The organism is Bacillus sp. cl96 (assembly GCF_900100505.1).
Lineage (GTDB): Bacteria > Bacillota > Bacilli > Bacillales > Bacillaceae_G > Bacillus_A > Bacillus_A cereus.
Map to the genome: position 1 here is coordinate 226219 of NZ_FNDM01000002.1, position 25837 is coordinate 252055.

A 25837-nucleotide genomic window follows, 5' to 3' on the forward strand; every position below is an offset into this window, starting at 1 on the left:
TTTATGAAACAATTATATGGTGTAATCGGAAATCCAATTGGACATTCATTATCACCCGTTATGCATAACGATGCATTTGAACACTTGAATATGGATGCCCATTATCATGCGTTCCTTGTTGAAGAGGAATTGCTAGGGGAAGCAGTAAGAGGTTTAAAAGCATTAGGTATTTCAGGATTTAATGTAACAACTCCGCACAAGGTTGCTATTATGGAGTATTTGGATGAGATTGACCCATTAGCAAGGAAAATCGGTGCAGTAAATACAGTGGTTCATAAGGATGGAAGATTAATTGGCTATAACACAGACGGGATTGGTTTTGTTCGAGCGCTGCAGTCAATTAGTAATGAACCACTTCAAGGGAAACGTATTTTGTTACTTGGTTCAGGTGGTGCTAGCCGAGCTATTTATTTTTCTCTTGCTGATGTAGGTGTAAAAGAGATTGATGTAGCCAATCGTACAGTAGATAAGGCAAAGGAACTTATTGCTGCACGTACGGCCGATGTTAATTCTGTTGCTTTGTCGTTAGAAAAAGCGACAGAAGAACAAGGAAATTATGATATTATCATTCAGACGACAACGATAGGTATGCATCCACACGTAGAACATACGCCATTACAAATTTGTTCGTTAAAAAAAGGAACGATTGTATCAGATATAATTTATAATCCATTTGAAACGAAAATTTTATGTGAGGCAAAAGAGCAAGGTGCAATCATTCAAAATGGTATTGATATGTTTGTTTATCAAGGAGCACTTGCATTTGAAATGTGGACAGGACGCACGCCAAATATCGAGAGAATGAAACAATTAGTTATAGAAAAGCTTGGAGGCTAACATACATGTTAACAGGAAAACAAAAAAGATTTTTACGTGCACAAGCACATCATTTAACACCAATTTTTCAAGTAGGAAAAGGCGGAGTAAATGAAAATATGATTAAACAAATCGCAGATACTTTAGAAGCTCGTGAGTTATTTAAAGTAAGTGTATTACAAAACTGTGAATTTGATCGCCGTGAGGTTGCGGAAGAACTTGCAAAAGGTGCACGTGCTGAAATCGTTCAAGTAATTGGAAGCACAATCGTTTTATACAAAGAATCAAGAGAAAATAAACAAATTAAGCTTCCTCGATAAAAAGACTAGCATGCGCTATTTTTATCGTTTATGCGTAATGATGTAGAGAGCGAAACCGATTGAACTTTTATTAATAGCAACTCTCTTCATTCCTAACCGAGGAGAGTTGCTGTATGTAAAAGGAAGGGGCGTTTCTTTTGAGAAAAATTGGCATCATTGGCGGTACATTTGATCCGCCTCACTATGGACATTTGCTAATTGCAAATGAAGTATATCACGCTTTGAACTTGGAAGAAGTATGGTTCTTGCCAAACCAGATTCCGCCACATAAACAAGGGCGGAATATTACAAGTGTAGAAAGTCGTTTACATATGTTAGAGCTCGCGACTGAGGCAGAAGAGCACTTTTCTATTTGTTTAGAAGAGCTAAGTAGGAAGGGCCCATCTTATACGTATGACACTATGTTACAATTGACGAAGAAGTATCCGGATGTGCAGTTTCACTTTATTATTGGTGGGGATATGGTTGAGTATTTACCGAAGTGGTATAACATTGAAGCTTTACTTAATCTTGTAACGTTTGTTGGAGTTGCAAGACCTGGGTATACATTGCATACACCATATAAGATTACTACAGTGGAAATTCCGGAATTTGCAGTTTCTTCATCCTTATTACGTGAGAGATATAAGGAGAAGAAAACGTGTAAATATTTACTTCCCGAAAAAGTACAGGTATATATCGAGAGGAATGGGTTGTATGAATCGTGAAAATGCACTGCATATTGTCAAACAACAAATGCATGAAAAACGTTATATACACACAATTGGTGTAATGGAGACAGCGATTGAGCTTGCTAAGTTATACGGTGTGGACGAAAAAAAAGCAGAGATGGCAGCTATATTCCATGATTATGCGAAATGTAGAGCAATTTCAGAGATGGAAGAGATTATTAAACGTGAAGATTTGCCGAAAGATTTACTTTGCTATAACAAAGAGTTATGGCATGCACCTGTTGGGGCATACTTAGTAGAAAAAGAAGTAGGCATTACGGATTCTGAAATTTTGCAAGCTATTACATATCATACAAGTGGTCATGAGAATATGACGATGTTAGATAAAGTGATTTATGTAGCGGATTACATTGAACCTGGGCGAAAGTTTCCAGGAGTGGAAGAGGCTCGTAAACTCGCATATACGGATATAAATCAAGCTTTATTATTTGCGTTAAAGAGAACAATTCAATTTTTAATGGAAAAAGATCAGACGATTTATCCATTAACATTCCAAACATACAATGCAGTTATCAAGGAGGAAATGAGTAAATGAACGATAAAGATTTATTAGTATTAGCGGCAAAAGCAGCTGATGATAAGAGAGCAGAAGATATGGTTGTCCTAAATATGCAAGGTATTTCACCAATTGCAGATTATTTCATTATTTGTCACGGAAATTCAGATAAACAAGTGCAAGCAATTGCACGTGAAATTAAATCAAAAGCACATGAGTTCCAAATCGACGTACAACGTATGGAAGGGTTTGACGAAGCACGTTGGGTATTAGTTGATCTTGGAGATGTAGTTGCTCATGTATTCCATAAAGATGAGCGTAATCACTATAATTTAGAGCGTCTATGGGGCGATGTGCCACGTGAAGATATTACAGAAGAGTTAGGCCAATGAAATACGAACAATTTGCATTGTTGTACGACGAACTAATGAATGATGTCCCTTATGATAAATGGGTGGAATTTACAGAGGAAAGTTTACAGCAGGCAGATATGAAAGAGGCAAAAATTCTTGATGTAGCATGCGGTACAGGTAATGTAACCCTGCCGCTTGTGCAAAAGGGTTACGATTTAATAGGTGTCGATCTTTCAGAAGAAATGTTAACAGTCGCTCAGCAAAAACTAGGAGGAGAGGGATACTTTATTCCTTTTTATCAACAAGACATGCGAGAGCTTGATGTTCCAGGTGAGTTTGATTGTGTAACCATCTTTTGTGATTCATTAAATTATGTATTGCAAGAAGATGGAGTACAAGAAACATTTAGAAGAGTATTTCATCATTTACGTCAAGATGGTTTGTTTTTATTTGATGTACATTCTTTATATAAAATACATCATGTATTTCAAAATGAAACGTATACAGTGAATGGAGAAGAAATATCTCTTATTTGGAATTGCTTCCCTGGTGAAGAATCAAATAGTGTAGAGCATGATTTAACATTCTTTGTTCAAGATCCGGAAGAAGATGTGTACCATCGGTTTGACGAATGTCACGTGCAACGTGCATATCAAGTGGAAGAGTTAACGAAATGGCTTGAAGAAGCAGGTTTTACAGTGCTTCGTGTAACAGGTGATTTTGAGCGACTTGAAGTTACAGAACAAACAGAGCGTATTTTCTTCATGGCGAAGAAAAATGGATAAAACAAAAGCAACCGAGAAGGTTGCTTTTGTTTTATAAAGAAGATGTATTTTTAGTTCTAGTATAATCTGAAGATTGTATGCGTAAAGTGTGGGAATAGTAGTTGAAGTGAAAATGTATTGTAAAAAAGTAAGTATTTATAAAAAGGATTTGGAATGAAAATGACGTATTTATTATGTGTGTTTATTGAATTGCTGATCAACGCATTCTAAATCTTCATCAAATTTTTCATGTGTTCGCTCGATTAACTTATGGAACATATCTCCAACGTGCTCTTCTAAAACCCGAATGCCTTCCCCAGTAACGCCGCCTTTCACGCAAACCTTTTCTTGTAAGGTAGGTAATGTGAAGATTTCTTTTTCAAGTAATTTCCCCATCCCCACGACCATTTCACTTACTAAAGTAGTAGCCTCTTCGTGTGTAATATTTGTTTTATCTACAGCAGCGTTAATGAAGCATTGTAGTAAATAACTAAAGAAAGCAGGACCGCAACTTGCTATATCAGATGAAACGCGCGTTATATCTTCTTCTATTACAAGAGGTGTAGAAATGTTTTTGAATAGACGAAGTAGTTTTTGTTGCCATTCTTCAGAGCAATTATCTCCAAATGTAAATAGTGAGGCGCCAGAGAGCGCGCGATTTGTGATACTTGGAATGATACGCGCGACGTGGCAAGGTACGAGAGTCTCTAATTGTGATGGAGATATTGGACTTGTAATAGAAACTAAGCACGTTTCATCAGAAAAATGTTCAGCGTATTTTTTTAGGATAGGGTATATATCTATCGGCTTGACACAAATAAAAATAAGTTGTGATTGTTCGATTACTTCCGGGATTGTTTTTGCTATATGAACAGAAGGGTATTTTTCTTTTATATGATATGCTTTTGCAGGCGTCCGATTAATGATTGTAAGGCACGAAGGTTTGACAGCACGGGTTTCTAAAAATGCATCGATTAGTATATTCCCCATGTTTCCTGTCCCTATAATTCCTATGTTCAAAGTTTCATCCCTCCTTCGTAACAGCTTTCTCCTAAACAATATGAATGATGTTATAAATTTATGATTAGAGGTGTAAAATGATGTGGGATTTTCCGAAAAAGTGGTTAGGTTTAGTAGCTATTATTGGAACTTTACTTTTTCTTGTTTTTTGGAAAACGAATCAGAGTGTAGAACGAATGCCTATTACAATGAATGTACAAGAGAAGGAGATCGAAAAAAAGGGTAAACCGAAAATATCGGATACAAAGGAACAGAAAAGAACAATTATAATTGATGTGAAAGGAGCGGTTAGTAAAGAAGGGGTATATGAAATGAAGGAAGGAGATCGCGTAAAGGATGCGGTTCAAAAGGCTGGTGGTTTTTTATCAGAAGTAGATATGAAAAAAGTGAATTTAGCACAAATTGTACAAGATCAAATGCTTCTTTATATACCGAGTAAAAATGAATCAGAACAAGGGGTGCTTACTTCTTCTAAGGAAGATGGCAAGATTCGAATAAATACAGCGGCGAAAGAACAACTAGAAAAAATTACAGGGATTGGCTCTCGAAAGGCAGAAAGTATTTTGAAATATCGAGAAGAACATGGTCCGTTTCAGAAAATAGAAGATTTATTAGAGATTGATGGGATTGGTGCGAAGTCTCTTGAAAAGATAAAAGATCAAATTATTATTCCGTAAAAGATTGACGAAGTTTTTCTTCTTTCGCTACACTACAAGTAGACAAAAAAGTAGGTGAAAAATATGGAACGAATTTCATGGGATCAATATTTTATGACGCAAAGCCATCTACTATCTTTGCGTAGTACATGTACAAGGCTTGCGGTAGGAGCGACAATCGTTCGCGATAAACGAATTATTGCTGGTGGATATAATGGTTCAATTAAAGGTGGCGTACATTGTATAGATGATGGTTGTTACGTAATCGATAATCATTGTGTTCGGACAATTCATGCCGAAATGAATGCTTTATTACAATGTGCCAAGTTTGGTGCGAAAACAGAGGAAGCAGAAATTTACGTTACGCATTTCCCTTGTTTACAATGTTGTAAGGCAATTATTCAAAGTGGTATTACAGCGGTTTATTATGCGCAGGATTATAAAAATCATCCATACGCCATAGAGTTATTTGAACAAGCGAATGTAACAGTGAAACACGTTCCGCTAGAATATGATATTGCTGCATTAGAGGATCAAAAACGTTATACAGAGTTGAAAGAATTATTTGTGTCTTTAGAAAAAGATAATTTATCAATGGAAGAATTACAGCATGTATTCACGAAAGCAAAAATGATGCTATAAGGAGTGAGTATAAGTTGCAAGAACAATGGGGGTATGTTGCAATCTCGTTTATAATAGGGATTGCAATTGCCTTTTCCTCGTCACTTTTATTGATAGTTTTTTGCCTCTTTTTAAATGTTTTCTTCTGTTTATATCGCACTTCGCGTAAAACCTTCATTTTTTGTATTGTAGCGTGCTTTAGTAGCGTTATATACACTTCCTATGTTCAAGTATGGAATAAGCCTCTAGGGAAGCCCTATGCAGTTACAAGAGGGGTTATACAAAACACACCGCTTGTTAATGGGGATCGCCTATCTTTTCAATTTGAAGATCAGAATAAAAATATAGTGCAGTTAAGTTATAGAATAAAATCAGCTTTGGAAAAGAAAAAAATGCAACAATTATACGCAGGGATATCATGTGTATTCGAGGGTGAGAGGAAAGAACCGGAAACAGCTCGGAATTTTCATGGTTTTAATTACCGTGATTATTTATACAAGCAACATATTCATTTCACATTTGAGGCTACATATATTTCTGAATGCTATAAAACATCACTGTCGCTCACGCAATGGATTCTTCTTTTAAGGCAACAAGCAATCTCGAAAGTTACAGAAATGTTTCCAGAGCAATCAGGTGCTTTTATGAATGCATTACTCTTTGGTGATAGACAACAAATGACGTTTGAAGTGGAAGAGCAATATCAACAATTTGGTCTTGTACATTTGTTAGCAATTTCAGGTTCACACATTGTATTGTTGATGGTGATAGTATATTTTATTTTGCTAAGAAGCGGTGCGACGAGGGAGGTAGCAACAATTTGCCTTATCATTTGTATTCCTTTGTATATGGTTTTAGCAGGGGCTTCACCCTCTGTTATAAGAGCTTCTATAACAGGGGTTTTGATGTTGATTGCTTTTATGTGCTCGATTCGTTTATCTAGTTTAGATGCTTTAAGTGTAACAGCTATATGTATGCTTATATATGACCCTTATCTTGTTTTTAATATTGGATTTCAGTTTTCTTTTGTAGGTAGCTTCGCTTTACTTTTGTCTGCTCCGTTATTGTTAGGGAGTAGCAACGGAGTAATCCGAAATTCTATTTATATTTCTATCATTTCACAGCTCGTTAGTACTCCGATTTTGTTATATCACTTTGGTTATTTTTCTCCATATAGCATTCTCCTCAATCTCTTATACGTTCCGTTTTTATCTATCATTGTATTACCATGTAGCATTATTATTTTACTGTGTATGCCAATTGTCCCGTTTCTTGCAAAAGGATTTGCGGATGTATTATCAATAGGCTTGAGTATGTCTAATGATTTTCTAAGTTATTGTGAAAGTTTACCATTTACCCAGCTTATCTTCGGGGAAACGCCCTTCAATCTTGTAGCTGTATATTGCGCGAGTATTGTCAGTATATTGATGGTTTGGGAAAGAAGAGCGCCGAAAAAAACGGTTTGTATAGTTGCGAGTGTATTTATTTTTATTAGCACATGTCATTATGTATATCCATATTTTAGAGGAAGCGGAAGTGTAACATTTATTGATGTTGGACAAGGTGATGCAATATTAATTCGCCTTCCGTATGATAAAGGGATTTATCTTATTGATACAGGTGGAACGCTTCGTGTGAATAAGGAAGAATGGCAACAAAAAAAGCATGAATTTTCTGTTGGGAATGATGTTTTAATACCCTTTTTACAAAAAGAAGGTATTAAAACAATTGATAAATTAATCGTAACGCATGGAGATGCAGATCATATAGGTGCTGCGCAAGAATTATTATCATATATACCTGTAAAAGAAGTGGTATTTGGCCGAAAGGGAAAAGATGCAGTATTAGAAAAAGTAGTCAAGAAACAGGCATTAGAAAAGGAAATGAAAATAACTGAAGTGGGGGAAGGGGCGAGTTGGAGTGTAAATGAAGCGGAATTTTTCGTTTTAGCTCCAAAAGGAAAAGAAAAAAGCGAAAATAACGCTTCAATTGTAATATGGGCAAAATTTGGAGGGTTGAAGTGGCTATTTACAGGCGATTTGGAAGAAGAAGGGGAAAAGATTTTAGTAGAGGCATATCCAGATTTACAAGTGGATGTTTTAAAAGTTGCTCATCATGGGAGTAATACGTCATCTATAGAGCCTTTTTTGAACGTCATACAGCCTCGTGTAGCGATTATATCTGTTGGTAAGCAGAATAGGTATGGACACCCGCATAAAGAAGTGATAGAGCGTTTTGAGAAGATGGGGAGTGCGATATGGCGCACGGACAAGCAAGGTGCTATTTCCTATGTTTTTAAAGGGGAAAATGGAACCTTTAAAAGTAAAATCACATATGATAAAACACATAATAGATGAAAAAGAGAAGACTGCCATGAAGTGGCAGTCTTTAAGAACCGATAAATTTAATAACAGTTGCAATGATGAAAAGTGTTGCGAAAAAACCAAATGAGACGATAAATCCTACCCCTGAATCAATAGCGTCATTGCGTTTACTTTGAACGTTTTGTTCAAAATCATTCATTTAGAATCCCTCCCCAACATTCCACTTTAGTATAAAATATTGTCAGAAAAAAATCTACAATTTCCATATGAAGAGAAAACGAGCTTTTTTGCTACTTTTAAATCATGAAGTAATGTGAGTTTTTCGTTTCCAAGCATGTTAACAGTTGGCACTTATACTCAAATTTTTATTGCGAATAATAAAGGGAAGGTGATTACCGCACACCAATAAGAAACCCGGGGCTTATTGCGTGGCGTTTAATATAAATAAAGGGACGGGTTATAAAGCCTGTTCCTTTGTACTTGTAAAACAAAAGCTAGGGCATTAGTATAAATATATATTGCCAAGTTAGGGAGTAGGAAAAAGTATGAGTGATATACATAAAAAAATTAAAAAGAAACAGTTTGCTCCGTTATATTTACTATATGGAACGGAAGCTTTTTTTATAAATGAAACGATAAAGCTTATTACGACAGAAGCACTTGAAGAAGAAGATCGAGAGTTTAATGTTGTGACATACGATTTAGAAGAAGCGTATTTAGAAGATGTGGTTGAGGATGCGCGTACGCTTCCTTTCTTCGGAGAACGGAAAGTACTGTTAATAAAATCACCGCTATTTTTGACTTCGCAAAAAGAAAAGTTAGAGCAAAATATAAAAATTTTAGAAGAATACATTGGTGAACCTTCTCCATTTTCTATTCTTGTTTTTGTTGCGCCTTACGAAAAACTTGATGAGCGAAAAAAAATTACAAAACTATTAAAGAAAACAGCAGATGTAGTAGAAGCAAATGCGATGCAAATACAGGATGTTCAGAAGTGGATTGTTGCTCGTGCAGATGAAGTGCATGTGCATATTGATAACGCGGCTGTTAGTTTGTTGCTAGAGCTTGTGGGAAGTAATGTAACAATGTTGGCGAAGGAAATGGACAAGTTAACGTTATACGTCGGTATGGGCGGAGAGATTACGACGAAACTTGTTGCAGAGCTTGTACCAAAATCCGTTGAGCAAAATGTATTCGCTTTGACAGAAAAAGTGGTGAAAAAAGATATTGCAGGTGCAATGCAAATTTTGGATGGATTATTTACGCAGCAGGAAGAGCCGATTAAATTGCTTGCGTTATTAGTGAGTCAATTCCGCTTGTTGTATCAAGTGAAAGAGCTACAGCAACGTGGTTATGGACAAAATCAAATTGCGTCTCATATTGGTGTACATCCGTATCGCGTGAAGTTGGCAATGAATCAAACGAAGTTTTTCTCTTTTGAAGAATTAAAAAAAGTGATTATAGAATTAGCGGAAGCTGATTATAGTATGAAGACGGGAAAGATGGATAAGAAACTTGTGCTCGAGTTTTTCTTAATGCGATTAAATCATATGTGATGACACAAAAAAGTTCATGTACTAAGTACATGAACTTTTTTGTATATAAAAAAACGATCCAAATGGATCGTTTTTTAAACGCCTTACGCGTTTACTTGTTTCGCTAAGCGAGATTTTTGACGAGCTGCAGCGTTTTGGTGGATAAGACCTTTACGAGCTGCTTTGTCAAGTTTTTTAGAAGCAGTTTTGAAAGCTTCTTTAGCATTTTCAAGATCGTTATTAGTAACTAAAGCTTCTACAGTTTTAACAGCAGAACGCATGTCAGACTTGATAGAAGCGTTATGTGCACGACGCTCTTCGCTAAGTTTAGCGCGTTTGATAGCAGATTTGATGTTTGCCATACTTTTCACCTCCCTGGTGCAATCGAATGACTCGATTCTTACATAGAACAAGTGATATTCTATCAAACGGTGAAGAGAATTGCAATAGTATATCCATGAAATTTCACGTAAAGGAAAGAATGACCTTATATAACTTTGGGAAATCTAACGATATTTACTATGAATTACGGAGGAGATACGATGAAAGAACCATTAGATTTAAGGAAATATAGCATTAGAACTGACCTTGCTGTAGAAGCCCATCAAATGTTGCAAGAAAGCCAAGAGGAACAAAAAGGGATACAGGGAGTTATTGTAAAAGAGAGAGAAGAAGAGGGGACTATAATTACAAAAGTAACAATTGATGAAGCTGCCTCTGAAGCGATGGGTAAAAAGCCTGGAAATTATTTAACGCTTGAAGTTCAAGGTATACGTCAGCAAGATACAGAACTTCAACAAAAAGTGGAGCGTATTTTTGCAAAAGAATTTTCTAATTTCTTAGAAGAGGTTGGCGTTACAAAAGAAGCAAGCTGTTTAATTGTAGGTCTTGGGAATTGGAATGTAACACCAGATGCTCTTGGACCGATAGTTGTAGAAAATGTATTAGTAACGAGACATTTGTTTCAATTACAGCCTGAAAGTGTAGAAGAAGGGTTTAGGCCTGTTAGTGCAATTCGGCCGGGGGTAATGGGAATTACAGGAATCGAAACGAGCGATGTTATTTATGGGATTATTGAGAAGACGAACCCGGACTTTGTAATTGCGATTGACGCATTAGCTGCCCGTTCTATTGAACGAGTAAATAGCACGATACAAATTTCTGATACTGGAATTCATCCCGGATCGGGGGTTGGGAATAAACGTAAAGAACTAAGTAAAGACACATTAGGTATCCCTGTAATCGCGATTGGTGTTCCGACTGTGGTCGATGCTGTTTCGATTACAAGTGATACGATTGATTTTATTTTGAAACATTTCGGCCGAGAGATGAAAGAAGGAAATAAACCTTCACGCTCTTTGTTACCAGCGGGATTTTCATTTGGAGAAAAGAAAAAATTAACGGAAGAAGATATGCCGGATGAAAAGAGCAGAAATATGTTTTTAGGTGCTGTTGGTACGTTGGAAGAAGAAGAAAAAAGAAGGCTGATTTATGAAGTGCTATCTCCTCTTGGTCATAATTTAATGGTAACCCCAAAAGAAGTAGATACTTTTATTGAGGATATGGCGAATGTAATAGCGAGTGGTTTAAATGCGGCGCTGCATCATCAAATTGATCAAGATAATACGGGAGCATATACACATTGAGGGGAACAGATGATTATCGTTTGAGTCGCTTTACGCTTTTGTGTATATGTAGTGTGGCTTTATGTTTACTTATGATGATAGCAGGAGTGGCACTTGCTAATCATGGTTTGAAAAGTATGAAAGGCTATCAGCAACTGTCATATGAACAAATAGCTCATATGACAGGGACAGAAAGTACAGGTGCTGAATCAGAAATTTTGGGTAGCTCGTTTTCGGCCTCAGAAAAACAACAACAGTTAGAACGTTTAAGAAGTTTTAATGTTGTAGAAGGAATTGGGATGGCAGTAGCTAGTGTAGCTTATGAAATGACGAAGTTCGGAACGGATATCGTTGTTGGGAAAATAAAAGGAATTTTTAGCTAAGAGTAACATGGGAGGCGGTTGTTTTACTGGTTTGTAAGACAGCCGTTTTAAAATTTGAAAAGGGTTTGTCTCTTATGGTTTATTCGCATAAGATATAGATAGAATGATTTGTATCGTAAGCAGCACGAGTTTTCATTGAATCTTTGTTGCTCTATTGATATAATCAGTGCTAGTGTATATTGGCGAGACTATTAGGAGTTGAGAACATAGATGAATAAAGAAGAAAGAGCAAAAAGACAGTCCAAAATTCGTAATTTCTCTATTATTGCTCATATTGACCACGGAAAATCAACGTTAGCAGACCGTATTTTAGAGAAAACAAACGCGTTAACACAACGTGAAATGAAAGCTCAGTTGCTTGACTCTATGGATTTAGAGCGTGAGCGTGGTATTACAATCAAATTAAACGCAGTACAATTAAACTATAAAGCAAAAGATGGTGAAGAGTATATTCTTCATTTAATTGATACACCAGGACACGTCGACTTTACGTACGAAGTATCTCGTAGTTTAGCGGCTTGTGAAGGCGCGATTCTTGTAGTAGATGCAGCGCAAGGTATTGAAGCGCAAACGTTAGCAAACGTATACTTAGCGCTTGATAATAATTTGGAAATTTTACCAGTTATTAATAAAATCGACTTACCGAGTGCGGATCCAGAACGTGTACGTCAAGAGGTAGAAGATGTAATTGGTTTAGATGCATCAGAAGCGGTACTTGCTTCTGCGAAAGCTGGAATTGGTATTGAAGAAATTTTAGAACAAATTGTTGAAAAAGTACCAGCTCCGTCGGGTGATTCAGAAGAGCCATTACAATGTATGATTTTCGACTCTTTATATGATCCGTACCGCGGTGTAATTGCTTATATCCGTGTTGTAAATGGAACAGTAAAAGTTGGCGATAAAGTACGTATGATGGCAACGGGTAAAGAATTTGAAGTAACAGAAGTAGGTGTATTTACACCGAAAACTACGCAACGTGACGAGTTAACAGTAGGTGATGTAGGTTTCTTAGCAGCATCGATTAAAAATGTTGGTGACACACGTGTTGGTGATACGATTACACATGCGAAACGTCCAGCTGCAGAGCCGTTAGCAGGTTACCGTAAGTTAAACCCGATGGTATTCTGTGGTCTGTATCCAATTGACTCTGCTCGTTATAACGATTTACGTGATGCATTAGAAAAATTAGAGTTAAACGATTCTGCTCTTGAGTTTGAACCAGAAACATCTCAAGCGCTAGGATTTGGTTTCCGTTGTGGTTTCTTAGGGCTTCTTCACATGGAAATCATTCAAGAACGTATTGAACGTGAATTTAAGATTGACTTAATTACAACAGCGCCAAGCGTTATTTATAAAGTTTATTTAACTAACGGTGAAGATGTTATTGTTGATAACCCATCTAATATGCCAGATCCACAGTCTATCGATCGTGTAGAAGAGCCGTTTGTGAAGGCTTCAATTATGGTTCCGAATGACTATGTTGGAGCTGTAATGGAGATTTGCCAAGGTAAACGTGGAACGTTTATTGATATGCAATATTTAGATGAAACGCGTGTTACATTAACATATGAAATCCCGTTATCAGAAATCGTATATGACTTCTTCGATCAATTGAAATCAAATACGAAAGGGTATGCATCATTTGACTACGAGTTAATTGGCTATAAGCCATCTAAACTTGTGAAAATGGATATTCTTTTAAATAATGAACAAGTGGATGCTTTATCATTTATCGTACACCGTGATTCAGCGTATGACCGTGGTAAAGTAATCGTAGAGAAATTAAAAGAATTAATTCCGAGACAACAGTTCGAAGTGCCAATTCAGGCGACTATCGGAAATAAAGTTGTAGCACGTTCTACAATTAAAGCGATGCGTAAAAACGTACTTGCAAAATGTTACGGCGGTGACATTTCTCGTAAGCGTAAACTTCTTGATAAGCAAAAAGAAGGTAAAAAACGTATGAAGTCTGTTGGCTCTGTAGAAGTACCGCAAGAGGCATTCATGGCTGTACTGAAAATGGATGACAACTAATATTTGAAATAAAAAAGAAGTCGTTTGTGCGGCTTCTTTTTTCTGTATAATTACTTTTTAGACATCTGAGCAGCTCTCATTTACAATAATGAGAGAGCTTTTTAGTTCATATAGAGTTAGGAGATTGTTAATGTCCGAAAATATTCGAAAAGATATTCAAGATAAAATACAAAATGGTAATTTTAATTGTGAAAAGGAATTGACGCTTTCTATTATTAGTGGAAAGTGGAAAGTTGTGATACTGTGGCATCTTGGTGTGGAAGGGCCGCATCGTTTCAGTGAATTACAACGGTTATTCCCAAGCATTTCTCATAAAGTTTTGTCGAACCAATTAAAAGAGTTAATGGAAGATGGGATTGTTGATCGGACAGTATATCCTGAAATTCCTCCTCGCGTTGAGTATTATATGACGGAACTAGGCATGTCACTTTTACCGATCGTTGAAATGATGTATGATTGGGGAAAAATGCGAATGGAACAAATTCGTAATACGTTAGAGAAGTAGAGAACCCTCCGGAGTGCGGAGGTTTTCTTTTTAGAAAGGTAGGAGTTATATTTGGTACAAGCTGCATACATTCATATTCCGTTTTGTCAGCACATTTGTCACTATTGTGATTTTAATAAAGTGTTTATTGAACGCCAACCGGTTGATCAATATTTAGATTATTTAGAGAAGGAAATAATAAATACGGTTCAAAAAGTTCCATTTGATAGTATGAAAACGATTTTTGTGGGTGGGGGAACTCCGACAGCGTTAAATATGGAACAGACAAAAAATTTACTCGAGATTATTAATCGTCATTTGCGTCCGTTCGCCCCGAATTGTGAATTAACATTTGAAGCGAATCCAGGAGATTTACCGAAAGAGAAGCTAAATGTACTGCTAGAAGGTGGAGTAAATCGAATTAGTTTTGGTGTGCAAACGTTCCGTGATGAACTTCTTGAGAAGATCGGGCGCAAGCATACGAGGGAAGATGCATTCCTCGCGATTCGAGAGGCACAGGAAGTAGGCTTTAAAAATATTAATGTAGATATTATTTATGCTTTGCCAGGACAGACGATAGAAGATGTAAAAGAAACATTAGATATTGCTTTTACGCTTGGTGTACAACATTTCTCGGCATATTCATTAATTGTGGAGCCAAAAACAGTGTTTTATAACTTAATGAACAAAGGAAAATTACGTCTTCCGGGTGAAGACCATGAAGCGAAAATGTATGAAATAGTAATGGATGAAATGGAGAAACACGGTTATAACCAGTATGAAATTAGTAATTTCTCAAAAGGTGACAATAAAAGTAGACATAATCTCACATACTGGAATAATGAAGAGTATTATGGATTTGGAGCTGGAGCTCATAGTTATGTGAACGGAGAACGTATTCAAAATGTTGGTCCTCTGAAGCAATATTTTAATAAAATTGATGAAACAGGATTTCCGTATTTAGATGTTCACAAAGTGACGGAGAAAGAAAGAATGGAAGAAGAGCTGTTCTTAGGGCTTCGAAAAACAAAAGGTGTTTCTAAAACGGCGTTCCACAATAAATTTAATATAGAGATGGATCAAGTTTTCGCAAAGCAGTTACAAAGCAACCAAGAGCAGGGATTGCTTGAAGAGGAAGATGGACATGTGCGTTTAACGCGAAAAGGAAAATTATTAGGGAATGAAGTATTCCAATCATTTTTGATTGACTAATTAAATGTTCCATAGGCGTGAAAAAGTTTCATTATTTCGTGACGTTTCCGTTGACAATTGAATGTCAATTTTGGTAAGTTATTAATAGATTTAGCACTCAAAGACAAAGAGTGCTAACAGAGGTGATGATGAGATGCTTACGGAACGTCAGCTCTTAATTTTACAAACAATTATTGATGACTTTATTGGATCGGCGCAGCCCGTTGGGTCTAGAACGTTGGCTAAAAAAGATGAAATCACATTTAGTTCAGCTACTATTCGAAATGAAATGGCGGACTTAGAAGAATTAGGTTTTATTGAAAAAACGCACAGTTCTTCTGGACGTGTTCCTTCTGAGAAAGGCTACCGATTTTATGTAGACCATCTTTTAGCGCCGCAAAACTTACCGAACGCTGAAATTGTACAAATTAAAGATTTATTTGCTGAAAGAATTTTTGAAGCGGAAAAAATTGCACAGCAATCTGCTCAAATTTTATCAGAACTTACGAATTATACGGCAATTGTTCTTGGACCGAAGTTAAGTACAAATAAACTTAAAAATGTACAAATTGTGCCGCTTGATCGTCAAACTGCAGTCGCTATTATTGTAACCGATACAGGGCATGTACAAAGTAAAACGATTACCGTTCCGGAATCTGTTGATTTATCAGATTTAGAAAAAATGGTTAATATTTTAAATGAAAAGCTATCTGGCGTACCGATGGAAGAACTTCATAATAAAATCTTTAAGGAAATTGTTACAGTTTTACGTGGGTATGTTCATAATTACGATAGTGCAATAAAAATGTTGGATGGTACATTTCAAGTTCCGTTATCGGAAAAGATATACTTTGGAGGAAAAGCAAATATGCTTTCGCAGCCAGAGTTCCATGACATTCAAAAGGTTAGATCTTTACTTACCATGATTGATAATGAAGCCGAATTTTATGACATTTTGCGTCATAAACAAGTCGGGATTCAAGTGAAAATTGGTAGGGAAAACTCTTCGACGGCTATGGAGGATTGTAGTTTAATTTCTGCAACATATTCGATCGGCGAAGAGCAACTTGGAACAATTGCTATTTTAGGTCCTACGAGAATGCAATATTCTCGTGTAATTAGTTTGTTACAGTTATTTACGAGACAATTTACTGATGGGCTTAAAAAGTAAATGAGAGTAATACATTCGCTCAAGTGATGAAATTTTCATTGCTGTGTGTAATATATAATGATTAGGTAATCATGCTATGCATGATACCTAATACCTTTTAAGGAGGTGAATATTGTGGAAGAGCGTAACGAACAAGTGGTAGAAGAAGTAAAAGAAGCGCAAGTTGAAGAAGCTGTCACGCCAGAAAACAGTGAAGAAACTGTAGAAGAAAAAAGTGAGGCTGCTCTTTTACAAGAAAAAGTAGATGAGTTACAAGCGAAACTAACGGAAACGGAAGGTCGCACATTACGTCTACAAGCTGATTTTGAAAATTATAAGCGCCGTGTCCAAATGGATAAACAGGCTGCTGAAAAATATAGAGCACAAAGTCTAGTTTCAGACATCTTGCCAGCTCTTGATAATTTTGAAAGAGCAATGCAAGTGGAAGCGACTGATGAGCAAACGAAATCATTGTTACAAGGTATGGAGATGGTGCATCGTCAATTGTTAGAAGCGCTGACTAAAGAAGGTGTGGAAGTGATTGAAGCTGTTGGTAAACAGTTTGATCCTAATGAACACCAAGCTATTATGCAAGTGGAAGATAGTGAATTTGAATCAAACGCGGTTGTGGAAGAATTCCAAAAAGGTTATAAATTAAAAGACCGTGTGATTCGCCCATCAATGGTAAAAGTAAATCAATAATTTACATAAAACTAGGAGGATTCGCCATGAGTAAAATTATCGGTATTGACTTAGGTACAACAAACTCTTGTGTAGCTGTTATGGAAGGTGGAGAACCAAAGGTTATCCCAAATCCAGAAGGGAACCGTACAACACCTTCTGTTGTAGCTTTCAAAAATGAAGAACGTCAAGTTGGGGAAGTTGCAAAGCGCCAAGCAATTACAAACCCAAATACAATCATGTCTGTTAAACGTCATATGGGTACAGACTACAAAGTAGAAGTTGAAGGTAAAGATTATACACCTCAAGAAATTTCTGCAATCATTTTACAAAATTTAAAAGCTTCTGCTGAAGCATACTTAGGTGAAACAGTAACGAAAGCTGTTATTACAGTACCTGCATACTTCAACGATGCAGAGCGTCAAGCAACGAAAGATGCTGGTCGTATCGCTGGTTTAGAAGTTGAGCGTATCATTAACGAGCCAACAGCAGCAGCACTTGCTTACGGTTTAGAAAAACAAGACGAAGAACAAAAAATCTTAGTATATGACTTAGGTGGCGGTACATTTGACGTATCTATCCTTGAGTTAGCAGACGGCACATTCGAAGTTATTTCAACTGCTGGTGACAACCGTCTTGGTGGCGATGACTTTGACCAAGTTATCATCGATCACTTAGTAGCTGAGTTCAAAAAAGAAAATAACATTGATTTAAGCCAAGATAAAATGGCGCTTCAACGCTTGAAAGATGCAGCTGAAAAAGCGAAAAAAGATCTTTCTGGTGTAACACAAACTCAAATTTCATTACCATTCATTAGTGCTGGAGCTGCTGGTCCATTACACTTAGAATTAACGTTAACAAGAGCGAAATTCGAAGAGCTTTCAGCAGGTCTTGTTGAAAGAACATTAGAGCCAACTCGTCGTGCATTAAAAGACGCTGGTTTTGCTCCAAGCGAATTAGATAAAGTTATTCTTGTTGGTGGATCTACTCGTATCCCAGCTGTACAAGAAGCTATTAAACGTGAAACTGGTAAAGAGCCATATAAAGGTGTAAACCCTGATGAAGTTGTAGCATTAGGTGCTGCAGTTCAAGGTGGCGTACTTACTGGTGATGTAGAAGGTGTTCTATTATTAGACGTAACTCCACTTTCTTTAGGTATTGAAACTATGGGTGGCGTGTTCACGAAATTAATCGAGCGTAACACTACAATTCCAACAAGTAAGTCACAAGTATTCTCGACAGCTGCTGATAATCAACCAGCAGTAGACATTCACGTATTACAAGGTGAGCGTCCGATGTCAGCTGACAACAAAACGTTAGGTCGTTTCCAATTAACTGACCTTCCACCAGCACCACGTGGTATTCCACAAATCGAAGTAACATTCGATATTGATGCGAACGGTATCGTTAACGTACGTGCGAAAGACTTAGGAACAAGCAAAGAGCAAGCTATTACAATCCAATCTTCTTCAGGTCTTTCTGATGAAGAAGTAGAACGTATGGTACAAGAAGCGGAAGCAAATGCTGACGCTGACCAAAAACGTAAGGAAGAAGTTGAACTTCGTAATGAAGCTGACCAACTTGTATTCCAAACAGACAAAGTTGTAAAAGATTTAGAAGGTAAAGTAGATGCAGCTGAAGTTGCAAAAGCAACAGAAGCGAAAGAAGCATTACAAGCTGCAATCGAGAAAAACGAGCTTGAAGAAATTCGTGCGAAAAAAGATGCTTTACAAGAAATCGTACAACAATTAACTGTTAAATTATACGAGCAAGCTCAAGCAGCTGCTGGTCAAGCAGAAGGTGCGCAAGGTGCACAAGACGCTGGCGCGAAGAAAGACAATGTAGTTGACGCTGAGTTTGAAGAAGTAAAAGAAGACAAGTAATTCAACTGTAAACATAATAAGTAAGATGACAAAAAGTCAAAGTCAAGCGTGCCTTGACTTTGGCTTTTTTCACGAATGAGAAGCGATGTGTGAGGATCTTAAGTTTTTCGCTTTGCATACTGTAAGTGAGGAAACTTTGTTGCAAAGCACTTTCTTTCGGTGTTAAAATTACGTTTATGTGAAAGATTCGGGGGTTGTAAATTTATGAGTAAACGAGACTATTATGAGGTCCTTGGACTTAGCAAGGGCGCTTCAACAGATGAAATAAAAAAAGCGTATCGTCGTTTGGCTAAAAAATACCATCCAGACGTAAGCAAAGAAGAAAATGCAATTGAAAAGTTTAAAGAAGTACAAGAAGCATACGAAGTGTTAAGTGATGATCAAAAGCGTGCGCAGTACGATCAATTTGGTCATGCTGGTGCAAATCAAGGATTCGGTGGATTTGGCGGCGGAGGAGACTTCGGCGGTGGCTTCGGTTTTGAAGATATATTTAGTTCTTTCTTTGGCGGTGGCGGCGGCAGACGTCGTGATCCAAATGCTCCGCGCCAAGGCGCTGACTTACAATATCAAGTCACTTTAGATTTTGAAGAAGCTATTTTTGGTAAGGAATTAAATGTGGAAATTCCAGTAGAAGATCCATGTGATACTTGTAAAGGTAGTGGAGCAAAACCAGGAACTTCAAAAGAAACATGTAAACATTGTTCAGGTTCTGGTCAAGTGAGTGTTGAACAAAACACACCGTTTGGTCGTATCGTAAACCGTCAAGCTTGTGGTCATTGTTCAGGAACTGGACAAATTATTAAAGAAAAATGTACGACATGTCACGGTTCAGGTAAAGTTCGTAAACGTAAAAAAATTAATGTTAAAATTCCAGCGGGTATTGATAATGGTCAACAAATTCGTGTGTCTGGAAAAGGTGAAGCCGGCGTAAATGGCGGACCAGCAGGAGACTTATATGTTGTTGTTCATGTAAGAAATCATGAATTCTTCGAGCGTGAAGGAGACCACATTATTTGCGAAATGCCATTAACATTTGCACAAATGGCACTTGGTGCTGAAGTGGAAGTCCCTACTGTTCATGGTAAAGTGAAGCTGAAAATCCCAGCAGGAACACAAACTGGAACAGAGTTCCGCTTAAAAGGAAAAGGTGCTCCGAACGTACGTGGATACGGTCAAGGAGATCAATATGTAGTCGTTCGTGTTGTTGTACCGACGAAATTAACTTCACAGCAAAAAGATTTATTACGTGAATTTGCAGGACAAGAAGAGCAGGATGATAGTTTATTCGGAAAGCTTAAACGTGCTTTCAAAGGGGAATAATGGAAATAAAAAATGGAGTTGGTAAATTGTGAAATGGTCAGAAATTAGTATTCATACAACAGAAGAAGCAGTAGAAGCTGTCTCTCATATTTTACATGAAGCTGGTGCTAGCGGAGTTGCGATTGAGGATCCAGCGGAGTTAACGAAAGAGCGCGAGCAACAATATGGTGAAATTTATGCATTGAATCCAGATGAATATCCGGCGGAAGGTGTATTAATAAAAGCATATTTCCCGCAAACCGATTCTTTACATGAAACGATTGCAGGTGTAAAATCATCTATTGATGTGCTTCCATCTTACGACATCGAAATTGGTACTGGAAATATTACCGTTAACGAAGTCAATGAAGAAGATTGGGCTACTGCTTGGAAAAAATATTACCATCCAGTACAAATTTCTGATACATTCACAATCGTACCGACTTGGGAAGAATATACACCATCTTCTCCTGATGAAAAAATCATTGAATTAGACCCGGGTATGGCGTTTGGTACAGGAACTCATCCAACAACAACGATGTGTATCCGTGCTTTAGAAAAAACAGTACAGCCAGGTGACGCTATTATTGATGTAGGAACAGGTTCTGGTGTACTTAGTATTGCAGCAGCAAAATTAGGTGCGTCTTCTGTTCAAGCGTATGATTTAGATCCGGTTGCGGTTGAAAGTGCAGAAATGAATGTACGTTTAAATACAACAGATGATATCGTGTCTGTTGGACAAAATAGTCTTTTAGAAGGTATTGAAGGTCCTGTTGATTTAATCGTAGCTAACTTATTAGCAGAAATTATTCTATTATTCCCTGAAGATGCAGCAAGAGTTGTGAAGTCAGGTGGATTATTTATTACATCGGGCATTATTGCTGCGAAGGAAAAAGTAATTTCTGAGGCGCTAGAAAAAGCTGGATTTACAATTGAAGAAGTGTTACGAATGGAAGATTGGGTAGCAATTATTGCACGAAATGCGTAATATAGATTTTAGTCTATAATGAAAAGGGGAGTCTCTCACTATAAGGTGAGGGACTTGCCGTTTGTTATATGAAAAATGATAACGTTTCGTTCTTTTCGTAAGTGTTGACTTACGAAAGGAACGAAACTCTACTAAGGTGATTATATGCAACGTTATTTTGTAGAAGAGAAATATGTAAATGAGACAAGTATTCGCATTGTAGGTGATGACGTACATCATATCGCAAGAGTGATGCGTATGTCAGCTGGTGATCATATTTATTGCTGTGTAAATGGAAAAACAGCAGTATGTTCAATTGATGAAATTACCAGTGAATTTATTAATACGGCTATTGTAGAATGGGTAGAGGCGTCAAGTGAACTTCCTGTTTTCGTGACGATTGCAAGTGGACTGCCAAAAGGAGACAAGCTAGAGTTAATTTTTCAAAAAGGAACTGAGCTTGGGGCAGCTGCATTCTTACCATTTCAAGCATCTCGCTCTATCGTAAAATGGGATGCGAAAAAAGCTGATAAAAAAGTTGAGCGTTTAAGAAAAATTGTGAAAGAAGCTGCGGAACAATCACATAGAAGTGAAATTCCAGAAGTACATGCTCCAGCATCATTTAAGCAATTGCTTTCAATGAGTGGTGAGTATGATGCTTGTCTTGTTGCTTACGAAGAGGAAGCAAAACAAGGCGAGAAATCTAATTTTGCGAAAGCTTTAACGACAATGAAACCAGGTCAAAAGCTATTGATTGTATTTGGCCCAGAAGGCGGTTTAGCTGAGGAAGAGATTACAGCGCTTCGTGAACATAAATTTGTACCATGTAGTTTAGGACCAAGAATTTTAAGAACAGAAACGGCGCCGTTATACGCGTTAAGTGCTGCTTCGTATCATTTTGAATTGATGGGGTGATGATCAATGTCAACTGTTGCGTTCCATACGTTAGGTTGTAAAGTAAACCACTATGAAACAGAAGCCATTTGGCAATTGTTTAAACAAGGTGGTTATGAAAGAACAGAATATGAAAAGAAAGCTGATGTATATGTTATTAACACATGTACAGTAACGAATACTGGGGACAAAAAAAGCCGTCAAGTAATCAGACGTGCTGTGCGTCAAAATCCAGATGCAGTTATTTGTGTAACGGGATGTTATGCACAAACATCTCCAGCTGAAATTATGGCGATCCCGGGTGTGGATATTGTAGTTGGTACACAGGATCGTGAAAAGATGTTAGGTTACATCGAAGAATTCCGTAAAGAGCGTCAACCAATTAATGCTGTCCGCAATATTATGAAAACACGTGTGTACGAAGAACTTGATGTACCTTATTTCACGGATCGTACACGTGCGTCTTTAAAAATACAAGAGGGTTGCAATAACTTCTGTACATTCTGTATCATTCCTTGGGCGCGCGGTTTAATGCGTTCTCGTGATGGAAAAGAAGTTATTAAACAAGCGCAACAATTAGTGGATGCAGGCTATAAAGAAATCGTATTAACGGGTATTCATACAGGTGGATACGGCGAAGACATAAAAGATTATAACTTAGCTGGATTACTTCGTGATATGGAAGCGGAAGTAGGCGGATTAAAACGTCTTCGTATTTCTTCTATTGAAGCGAGTCAAATTTCAGATGAAGTAATTGAAGTGTTAGATAAATCTGAAGTAGTTGTAGGCCACTTGCATATTCCGTTGCAATCTGGCTCTAATACTGTATTAAAACGTATGCGTCGTAAATATACGATGGAATTCTTCCAAGAGCGTTTAGATCGTTTGAAAGAAGTGTTACCAGGCCTTGCGATTACATCTGACGTAATCGTTGGTTTCCCAGGTGAAACAGAAGAAGAATTCATGGAAACATACAATTTCATTAAAGAGAACCGCTTCTCTGAGTTACATGTGTTCCCTTACTCAAAACGTACAGGAACACCTGCAGCGCGCATGGAAGATCAAGTTCCTGAAGATGTGAAGAACGATCGTGTTCATCGTTTAATTGAGCTATCTAATCAATTAGCGAAAGAGTACGCATCAGCGTTTGAAGGTGAAGTGCTTGAAATCATTCCGGAAGAGCAATTTAAAGAGGGCGACCGTGAAGGGTTATATGTAGGTTATACAGATAACTACTTGAAAATTGTATTTGAAGGATCAGAAGAATTAATTGGTAAGCTAGTGAAAGTGAAAATTACGAAAGCTGGTTATCCATATAACGAAGCGCAATTTGTTCGTGTTCTTGAAGATGATGTGAAAAAAGAATCAGCTAGCGCATAAAAAGAGCGTGCAACCGGAAACGGTTTGCATGCTTTCTTTATTTGAAGCGGTTAAGTAATAGAAGGTGGGGAGGCGTTTCATGCATCCCTGTATGAAAAAAGATGAAATGATAAAAATATAGTTGTCTTCATCAGTGAAGGATACTAGTTATTTGCATAACTTTTGAAAAGGAAATGCTTCTATTCTTCTTTTATTCTGCCAAATAGTTGACCTGAAGTGATAAAATGTATTATAATCGTAAAAGACATGCTGAAGAAGTGTTTCTTTTTGCATGCTGAAGTTAGTATGTAAGTGTGATGTTTCGGAGGGAGGGAAAGAGAATGTCAAAAACAGTCGTTCGTAAAAACGAGTCTTTGGAGGATGCACTTCGCCGTTTTAAAAGATCGGTTTCTAAAACTGGTACACTTGCTGAAGCAAGAAAGCGCGAGTTTTATGAAAAACCAAGTGTAAAACGTAAGAAGAAATCTGAAGCGGCAAGAAAGCGTAAATTCTAAGAGAGGGTGTAAGTTATGAGTCTTCTCGGTCGTTTAAACGATGATATGAAACAAGCGATGAAGAATAAACAAAAAGAAAAATTAACCGTTATTCGTATGGTTAAGGCTGCTTTACAAAATGAAGGTATTAAACTGCAACATACTCTTACTGAAGAAGAGGAAATAACAGTTTTAGCTCGTGAAGTAAAACAGTATAAGGACTCCCTCCTTGAATTTAAAAAAGCTGGTCGTGAAGACCTTGTTAATAAACTGCAAAGTGAAATTCAGATTTTAAGCGCATATTTGCCAGAGCAATTAACTGAAGAAGAACTAGTTGATGTAATCAAGCAAGTTATTTCTGAAGTTGGTGCGACTTCTAAAGCAGATATGGGTAAGGTGATGACTGCTGTTATGCCGAAAGTAAAAGGTAAAACAGACGGATCACTTGTGAATAAGCTGGTTATCCAGCTATTAGCATAAAAAAACGTCTCATTTCGTATGAGACGTTTTTTTATTGTTCTGATTAAGGAGAAACGCTATATTGCTTAAAAAGCGTTTCTGTAAGTGATAAAAACCCCTCTAGTTAAAGTTTCAATTTATTATTTCCTTGTATAATTCCGATTCTACACCTATTCTTACTTCCTTGACTAAAACTTCTTTCGCGAATAAAAGCTAAGTACCGAGCCTTCTGAAACTCAGATTGAAGTTTTATAGCTTGCTCTTCAGCATAATCCTCAAAGGTAACTTAGATTTTGCATCAGTTGCATAAAATGGCTGGATATTACTGTCGGTAACTTGTTTTATAACATTCAAAACTTCTTGACCAAAGCCGATTTCCTTTCGTATTTCCTCATTTATTAATTCATTTTTTAATGAACCCTAATATTTTTTGAAATTCATATAACAACCATCTATAAAATATTCTTACTTACAACGTAACATTCAGAGTGAAGAAATTTTCTTTTTTTTTGATTTTATCCCGCATTAACGGGTAGCCCGATTGGTGAGGATTGATTATAGTTTTACTTTATCTCAGTTGTCCAATAAATGACAACTACTTATTCTATGGTCAGTATGTCACGTCCAGAACGAATTGTAACAGGTTTTTTCAAGTTTCCCACTTCTCGCTAGGCTCAATTTCTTAATGTAACTTGTACTGATATCCTGTAGGGGCGCATATTCTTGTATTAATACTTCTATTATTAAAGGTAACATCCTCTGATCCATCATTGTCCTGACAAATATGATTTCATATAGCGACTGTTTTAATTAACATGATATGAACTCTTGCAGAATATAGTTATGTTAGTGAAGTCGTTATAACACGATAGGCACTTGTGAAGAAATACATATATATGGGATGAGAGGGGGTCTTTCGAGATGAAGAAATTAGAACAAATGAAAAATTGGTTGACAAAACAAGTAGACCTACCAGTGGATGTATTAATGGATCTACCTCGGATTACTCTTGTTGGGCAAATACATATTTATATAGAAAATCATCGGGGGTTATTAGTGTTTTCAGATAAAGAAGTGCGATTGCTTTTAAAACACGGTCAATTATTAATTAAAGGACAATCCTTTGTTATTAAAACGATTCTTCCAGAAGAGCTTTTACTCGAGGGGATAATTGAGCAAGTAACATTTTTAGAAAATGAAAAAAAAGGTGATTGAAGTGAAACTTCCATTTGTGAAGTTTTTCTTCTTTATCCTGTAAAAGTTCCGTTGATAGAGACTGATTACAGTTTTACTCTGTT

28 protein-coding genes are annotated in these 25837 nt (G+C 36.9%); 25 read left to right on the forward strand and 3 right to left on the reverse strand.

Translation table 11 applies throughout. The features are described from left to right. Positions 1 to 3: 3 nt before the first annotated feature. The 6 genes from aroE (at position 4) to BLT20_RS05535 (ending at position 3501) form a co-directional block, all read left to right on the forward strand. The gene (gene aroE, locus BLT20_RS05510) at positions 4 to 837 is read left to right on the forward strand and encodes a shikimate dehydrogenase (protein ID WP_000812076.1); all 834 of its coding nucleotides are present in this window, start codon (positions 4 to 6) and stop codon (positions 835 to 837) included. A gap of 5 nt (positions 838 to 842) precedes the next feature. Beyond that, on the forward strand, positions 843 to 1136 hold the full coding sequence (gene yhbY, locus BLT20_RS05515) for a ribosome assembly RNA-binding protein YhbY (RefSeq protein ID WP_000955224.1): 294 nt from the start codon (positions 843 to 845) through the stop codon (positions 1134 to 1136). 137 nt (positions 1137 to 1273) lie between these two features. After that, complete coding sequence (gene nadD / locus BLT20_RS05520) at positions 1274 to 1843, forward strand: nicotinate-nucleotide adenylyltransferase (RefSeq protein WP_001226048.1); 570 nt, start codon at positions 1274 to 1276, stop codon at positions 1841 to 1843. Then, positions 1833 to 2402 (forward strand): bis(5'-nucleosyl)-tetraphosphatase (symmetrical) YqeK, encoded by a 570-nt coding sequence (yqeK, locus tag BLT20_RS05525; protein ID WP_001078477.1) that lies wholly within the window; start codon positions 1833 to 1835, stop codon positions 2400 to 2402. The genes nadD and yqeK overlap by 11 nt, the downstream gene beginning before the upstream one ends. Further along, positions 2399 to 2755 carry a ribosome silencing factor gene (gene rsfS, locus BLT20_RS05530; RefSeq protein WP_000998173.1) on the forward strand — a complete coding sequence of 119 codons (357 nt, stop codon included), beginning with the start codon at positions 2399 to 2401 and terminating at the stop codon, positions 2753 to 2755. The genes yqeK and rsfS overlap by 4 nt, the downstream gene beginning before the upstream one ends. Next, a complete protein-coding gene (locus BLT20_RS05535) occupies positions 2752 to 3501 on the forward strand; it encodes a class I SAM-dependent methyltransferase (RefSeq protein WP_000873069.1) in 750 nt (249 codons plus the stop codon). The genes rsfS and BLT20_RS05535 overlap by 4 nt, the downstream gene beginning before the upstream one ends. A 171-nt stretch (positions 3502 to 3672) precedes the next feature. Here BLT20_RS05535 and comER read toward each other — a convergent pair whose 3' ends face one another. Further along, positions 3673 to 4500 (reverse strand): late competence protein ComER, encoded by an 828-nt coding sequence (gene comER, locus BLT20_RS05540; protein WP_001020554.1) that lies wholly within the window; start codon positions 4498 to 4500, stop codon positions 3673 to 3675. A 77-nt stretch (positions 4501 to 4577) separates the two neighbouring features. On the opposite strand from comER, the gene BLT20_RS05545 reads away from it, so the two are divergent. The 3 genes from BLT20_RS05545 (at position 4578) to BLT20_RS05555 (ending at position 8134) form a co-directional block, all read left to right on the forward strand. Beyond that, positions 4578 to 5177 (forward strand): helix-hairpin-helix domain-containing protein, encoded by a 600-nt coding sequence (locus BLT20_RS05545; protein ID WP_000989932.1) that lies wholly within the window; start codon positions 4578 to 4580, stop codon positions 5175 to 5177. Between the two features lie 63 nt (positions 5178 to 5240). Next, entirely contained in the window at positions 5241 to 5798 is a 558-nt protein-coding gene (locus BLT20_RS05550) for a ComE operon protein 2 (protein WP_000439770.1), read from the forward strand. A gap of 14 nt (positions 5799 to 5812) precedes the next feature. After that, positions 5813 to 8134 (forward strand): DNA internalization-related competence protein ComEC/Rec2, encoded by a 2322-nt coding sequence (locus BLT20_RS05555; protein ID WP_001157838.1) that lies wholly within the window; start codon positions 5813 to 5815, stop codon positions 8132 to 8134. Positions 8135 to 8165: 31 nt separating this feature from the next. Here BLT20_RS05555 and BLT20_RS05560 read toward each other — a convergent pair whose 3' ends face one another. Next, complete coding sequence (locus tag BLT20_RS05560) at positions 8166 to 8300, reverse strand: YqzM family protein (RefSeq protein ID WP_000997609.1); 135 nt, start codon at positions 8298 to 8300, stop codon at positions 8166 to 8168. Positions 8301 to 8646: 346 nt separating this feature from the next. Here BLT20_RS05560 and holA point away from each other — a divergent pair, with 346 nt between their 5' ends. Next, on the forward strand, positions 8647 to 9657 hold the full coding sequence (gene holA, locus BLT20_RS05565; RefSeq protein WP_001279916.1) for a DNA polymerase III subunit delta: 1011 nt from the start codon (positions 8647 to 8649) through the stop codon (positions 9655 to 9657). An 83-nt stretch (positions 9658 to 9740) separates the two neighbouring features. On the opposite strand, the gene rpsT is transcribed toward holA, so the two are convergent. Then, positions 9741 to 9998 carry a 30S ribosomal protein S20 gene (rpsT, locus tag BLT20_RS05570; protein ID WP_001274011.1) on the reverse strand — a complete coding sequence of 86 codons (258 nt, stop codon included), beginning with the start codon at positions 9996 to 9998 and terminating at the stop codon, positions 9741 to 9743. A 180-nt stretch (positions 9999 to 10178) separates the two neighbouring features. On the opposite strand from rpsT, the gene gpr reads away from it, so the two are divergent. The 15 genes from gpr to yqfC all read left to right on the forward strand — a co-directional run bounded on the left by gpr (position 10179) and on the right by yqfC (position 25754). After that, positions 10179 to 11282 carry a GPR endopeptidase gene (gene gpr / locus BLT20_RS05575; RefSeq protein ID WP_000662612.1) on the forward strand — a complete coding sequence of 368 codons (1104 nt, stop codon included), beginning with the start codon at positions 10179 to 10181 and terminating at the stop codon, positions 11280 to 11282. Beyond that, positions 11279 to 11644, forward strand: coding sequence for a YqxA family protein (locus BLT20_RS05580; protein WP_001215037.1), 366 nt, complete (start codon positions 11279 to 11281; stop codon positions 11642 to 11644). Before gpr ends, BLT20_RS05580 begins: the two co-directional genes overlap by 4 nt. 210 nt (positions 11645 to 11854) lie before the next feature. After that, positions 11855 to 13678, forward strand: coding sequence for an elongation factor 4 (gene lepA / locus BLT20_RS05585; protein ID WP_001030951.1), 1824 nt, complete (start codon positions 11855 to 11857; stop codon positions 13676 to 13678). 130 nt (positions 13679 to 13808) lie between these two features. Then, positions 13809 to 14183, forward strand: a complete 375-nt coding sequence (locus tag BLT20_RS05590; RefSeq protein WP_001293539.1) for a winged helix-turn-helix transcriptional regulator — start codon at positions 13809 to 13811, stop codon at positions 14181 to 14183. Between the two features lie 51 nt (positions 14184 to 14234). Further along, entirely contained in the window at positions 14235 to 15374 is a 1140-nt protein-coding gene (gene hemW, locus BLT20_RS05595) for a radical SAM family heme chaperone HemW (protein ID WP_000249438.1), read from the forward strand. Between the two features lie 133 nt (positions 15375 to 15507). Beyond that, positions 15508 to 16524 (forward strand): heat-inducible transcriptional repressor HrcA, encoded by a 1017-nt coding sequence (gene hrcA, locus BLT20_RS05600; RefSeq protein ID WP_000954941.1) that lies wholly within the window; start codon positions 15508 to 15510, stop codon positions 16522 to 16524. A gap of 114 nt (positions 16525 to 16638) precedes the next feature. Next, on the forward strand, positions 16639 to 17205 hold the full coding sequence (grpE, locus tag BLT20_RS05605) for a nucleotide exchange factor GrpE (RefSeq protein ID WP_000392711.1): 567 nt from the start codon (positions 16639 to 16641) through the stop codon (positions 17203 to 17205). 26 nt (positions 17206 to 17231) lie between these two features. Beyond that, entirely contained in the window at positions 17232 to 19067 is a 1836-nt protein-coding gene (gene dnaK / locus BLT20_RS05610; RefSeq protein WP_000034700.1) for a chaperone protein DnaK, read from the forward strand. A 204-nt stretch (positions 19068 to 19271) separates the two neighbouring features. Next, entirely contained in the window at positions 19272 to 20387 is a 1116-nt protein-coding gene (gene dnaJ, locus BLT20_RS05615) for a chaperone protein DnaJ (protein ID WP_000043946.1), read from the forward strand. 28 nt (positions 20388 to 20415) lie between these two features. Then, on the forward strand, positions 20416 to 21354 hold the full coding sequence (prmA, locus tag BLT20_RS05620; RefSeq protein ID WP_000872099.1) for a 50S ribosomal protein L11 methyltransferase: 939 nt from the start codon (positions 20416 to 20418) through the stop codon (positions 21352 to 21354). Between the two features lie 144 nt (positions 21355 to 21498). After that, a complete protein-coding gene (locus tag BLT20_RS05625; protein ID WP_001190154.1) occupies positions 21499 to 22248 on the forward strand; it encodes a 16S rRNA (uracil(1498)-N(3))-methyltransferase in 750 nt (249 codons plus the stop codon). Between the two features lie 6 nt (positions 22249 to 22254). Further along, the gene (gene mtaB / locus BLT20_RS05630) at positions 22255 to 23607 is read left to right on the forward strand and encodes a tRNA (N(6)-L-threonylcarbamoyladenosine(37)-C(2))-methylthiotransferase MtaB (RefSeq protein WP_073339390.1); all 1353 of its coding nucleotides are present in this window, start codon (positions 22255 to 22257) and stop codon (positions 23605 to 23607) included. 320 nt (positions 23608 to 23927) lie between these two features. Further along, the gene (gene rpsU, locus BLT20_RS05640; RefSeq protein WP_000048061.1) at positions 23928 to 24101 is read left to right on the forward strand and encodes a 30S ribosomal protein S21; all 174 of its coding nucleotides are present in this window, start codon (positions 23928 to 23930) and stop codon (positions 24099 to 24101) included. 15 nt (positions 24102 to 24116) lie between these two features. After that, a complete protein-coding gene (locus BLT20_RS05645; protein WP_000054562.1) occupies positions 24117 to 24560 on the forward strand; it encodes a GatB/YqeY domain-containing protein in 444 nt (147 codons plus the stop codon). Positions 24561 to 25460: 900 nt separating this feature from the next. Next, a complete protein-coding gene (gene yqfC, locus BLT20_RS05655; RefSeq protein WP_000732269.1) occupies positions 25461 to 25754 on the forward strand; it encodes a sporulation protein YqfC in 294 nt (97 codons plus the stop codon). Positions 25755 to 25837 lie beyond the last annotated feature (83 nt).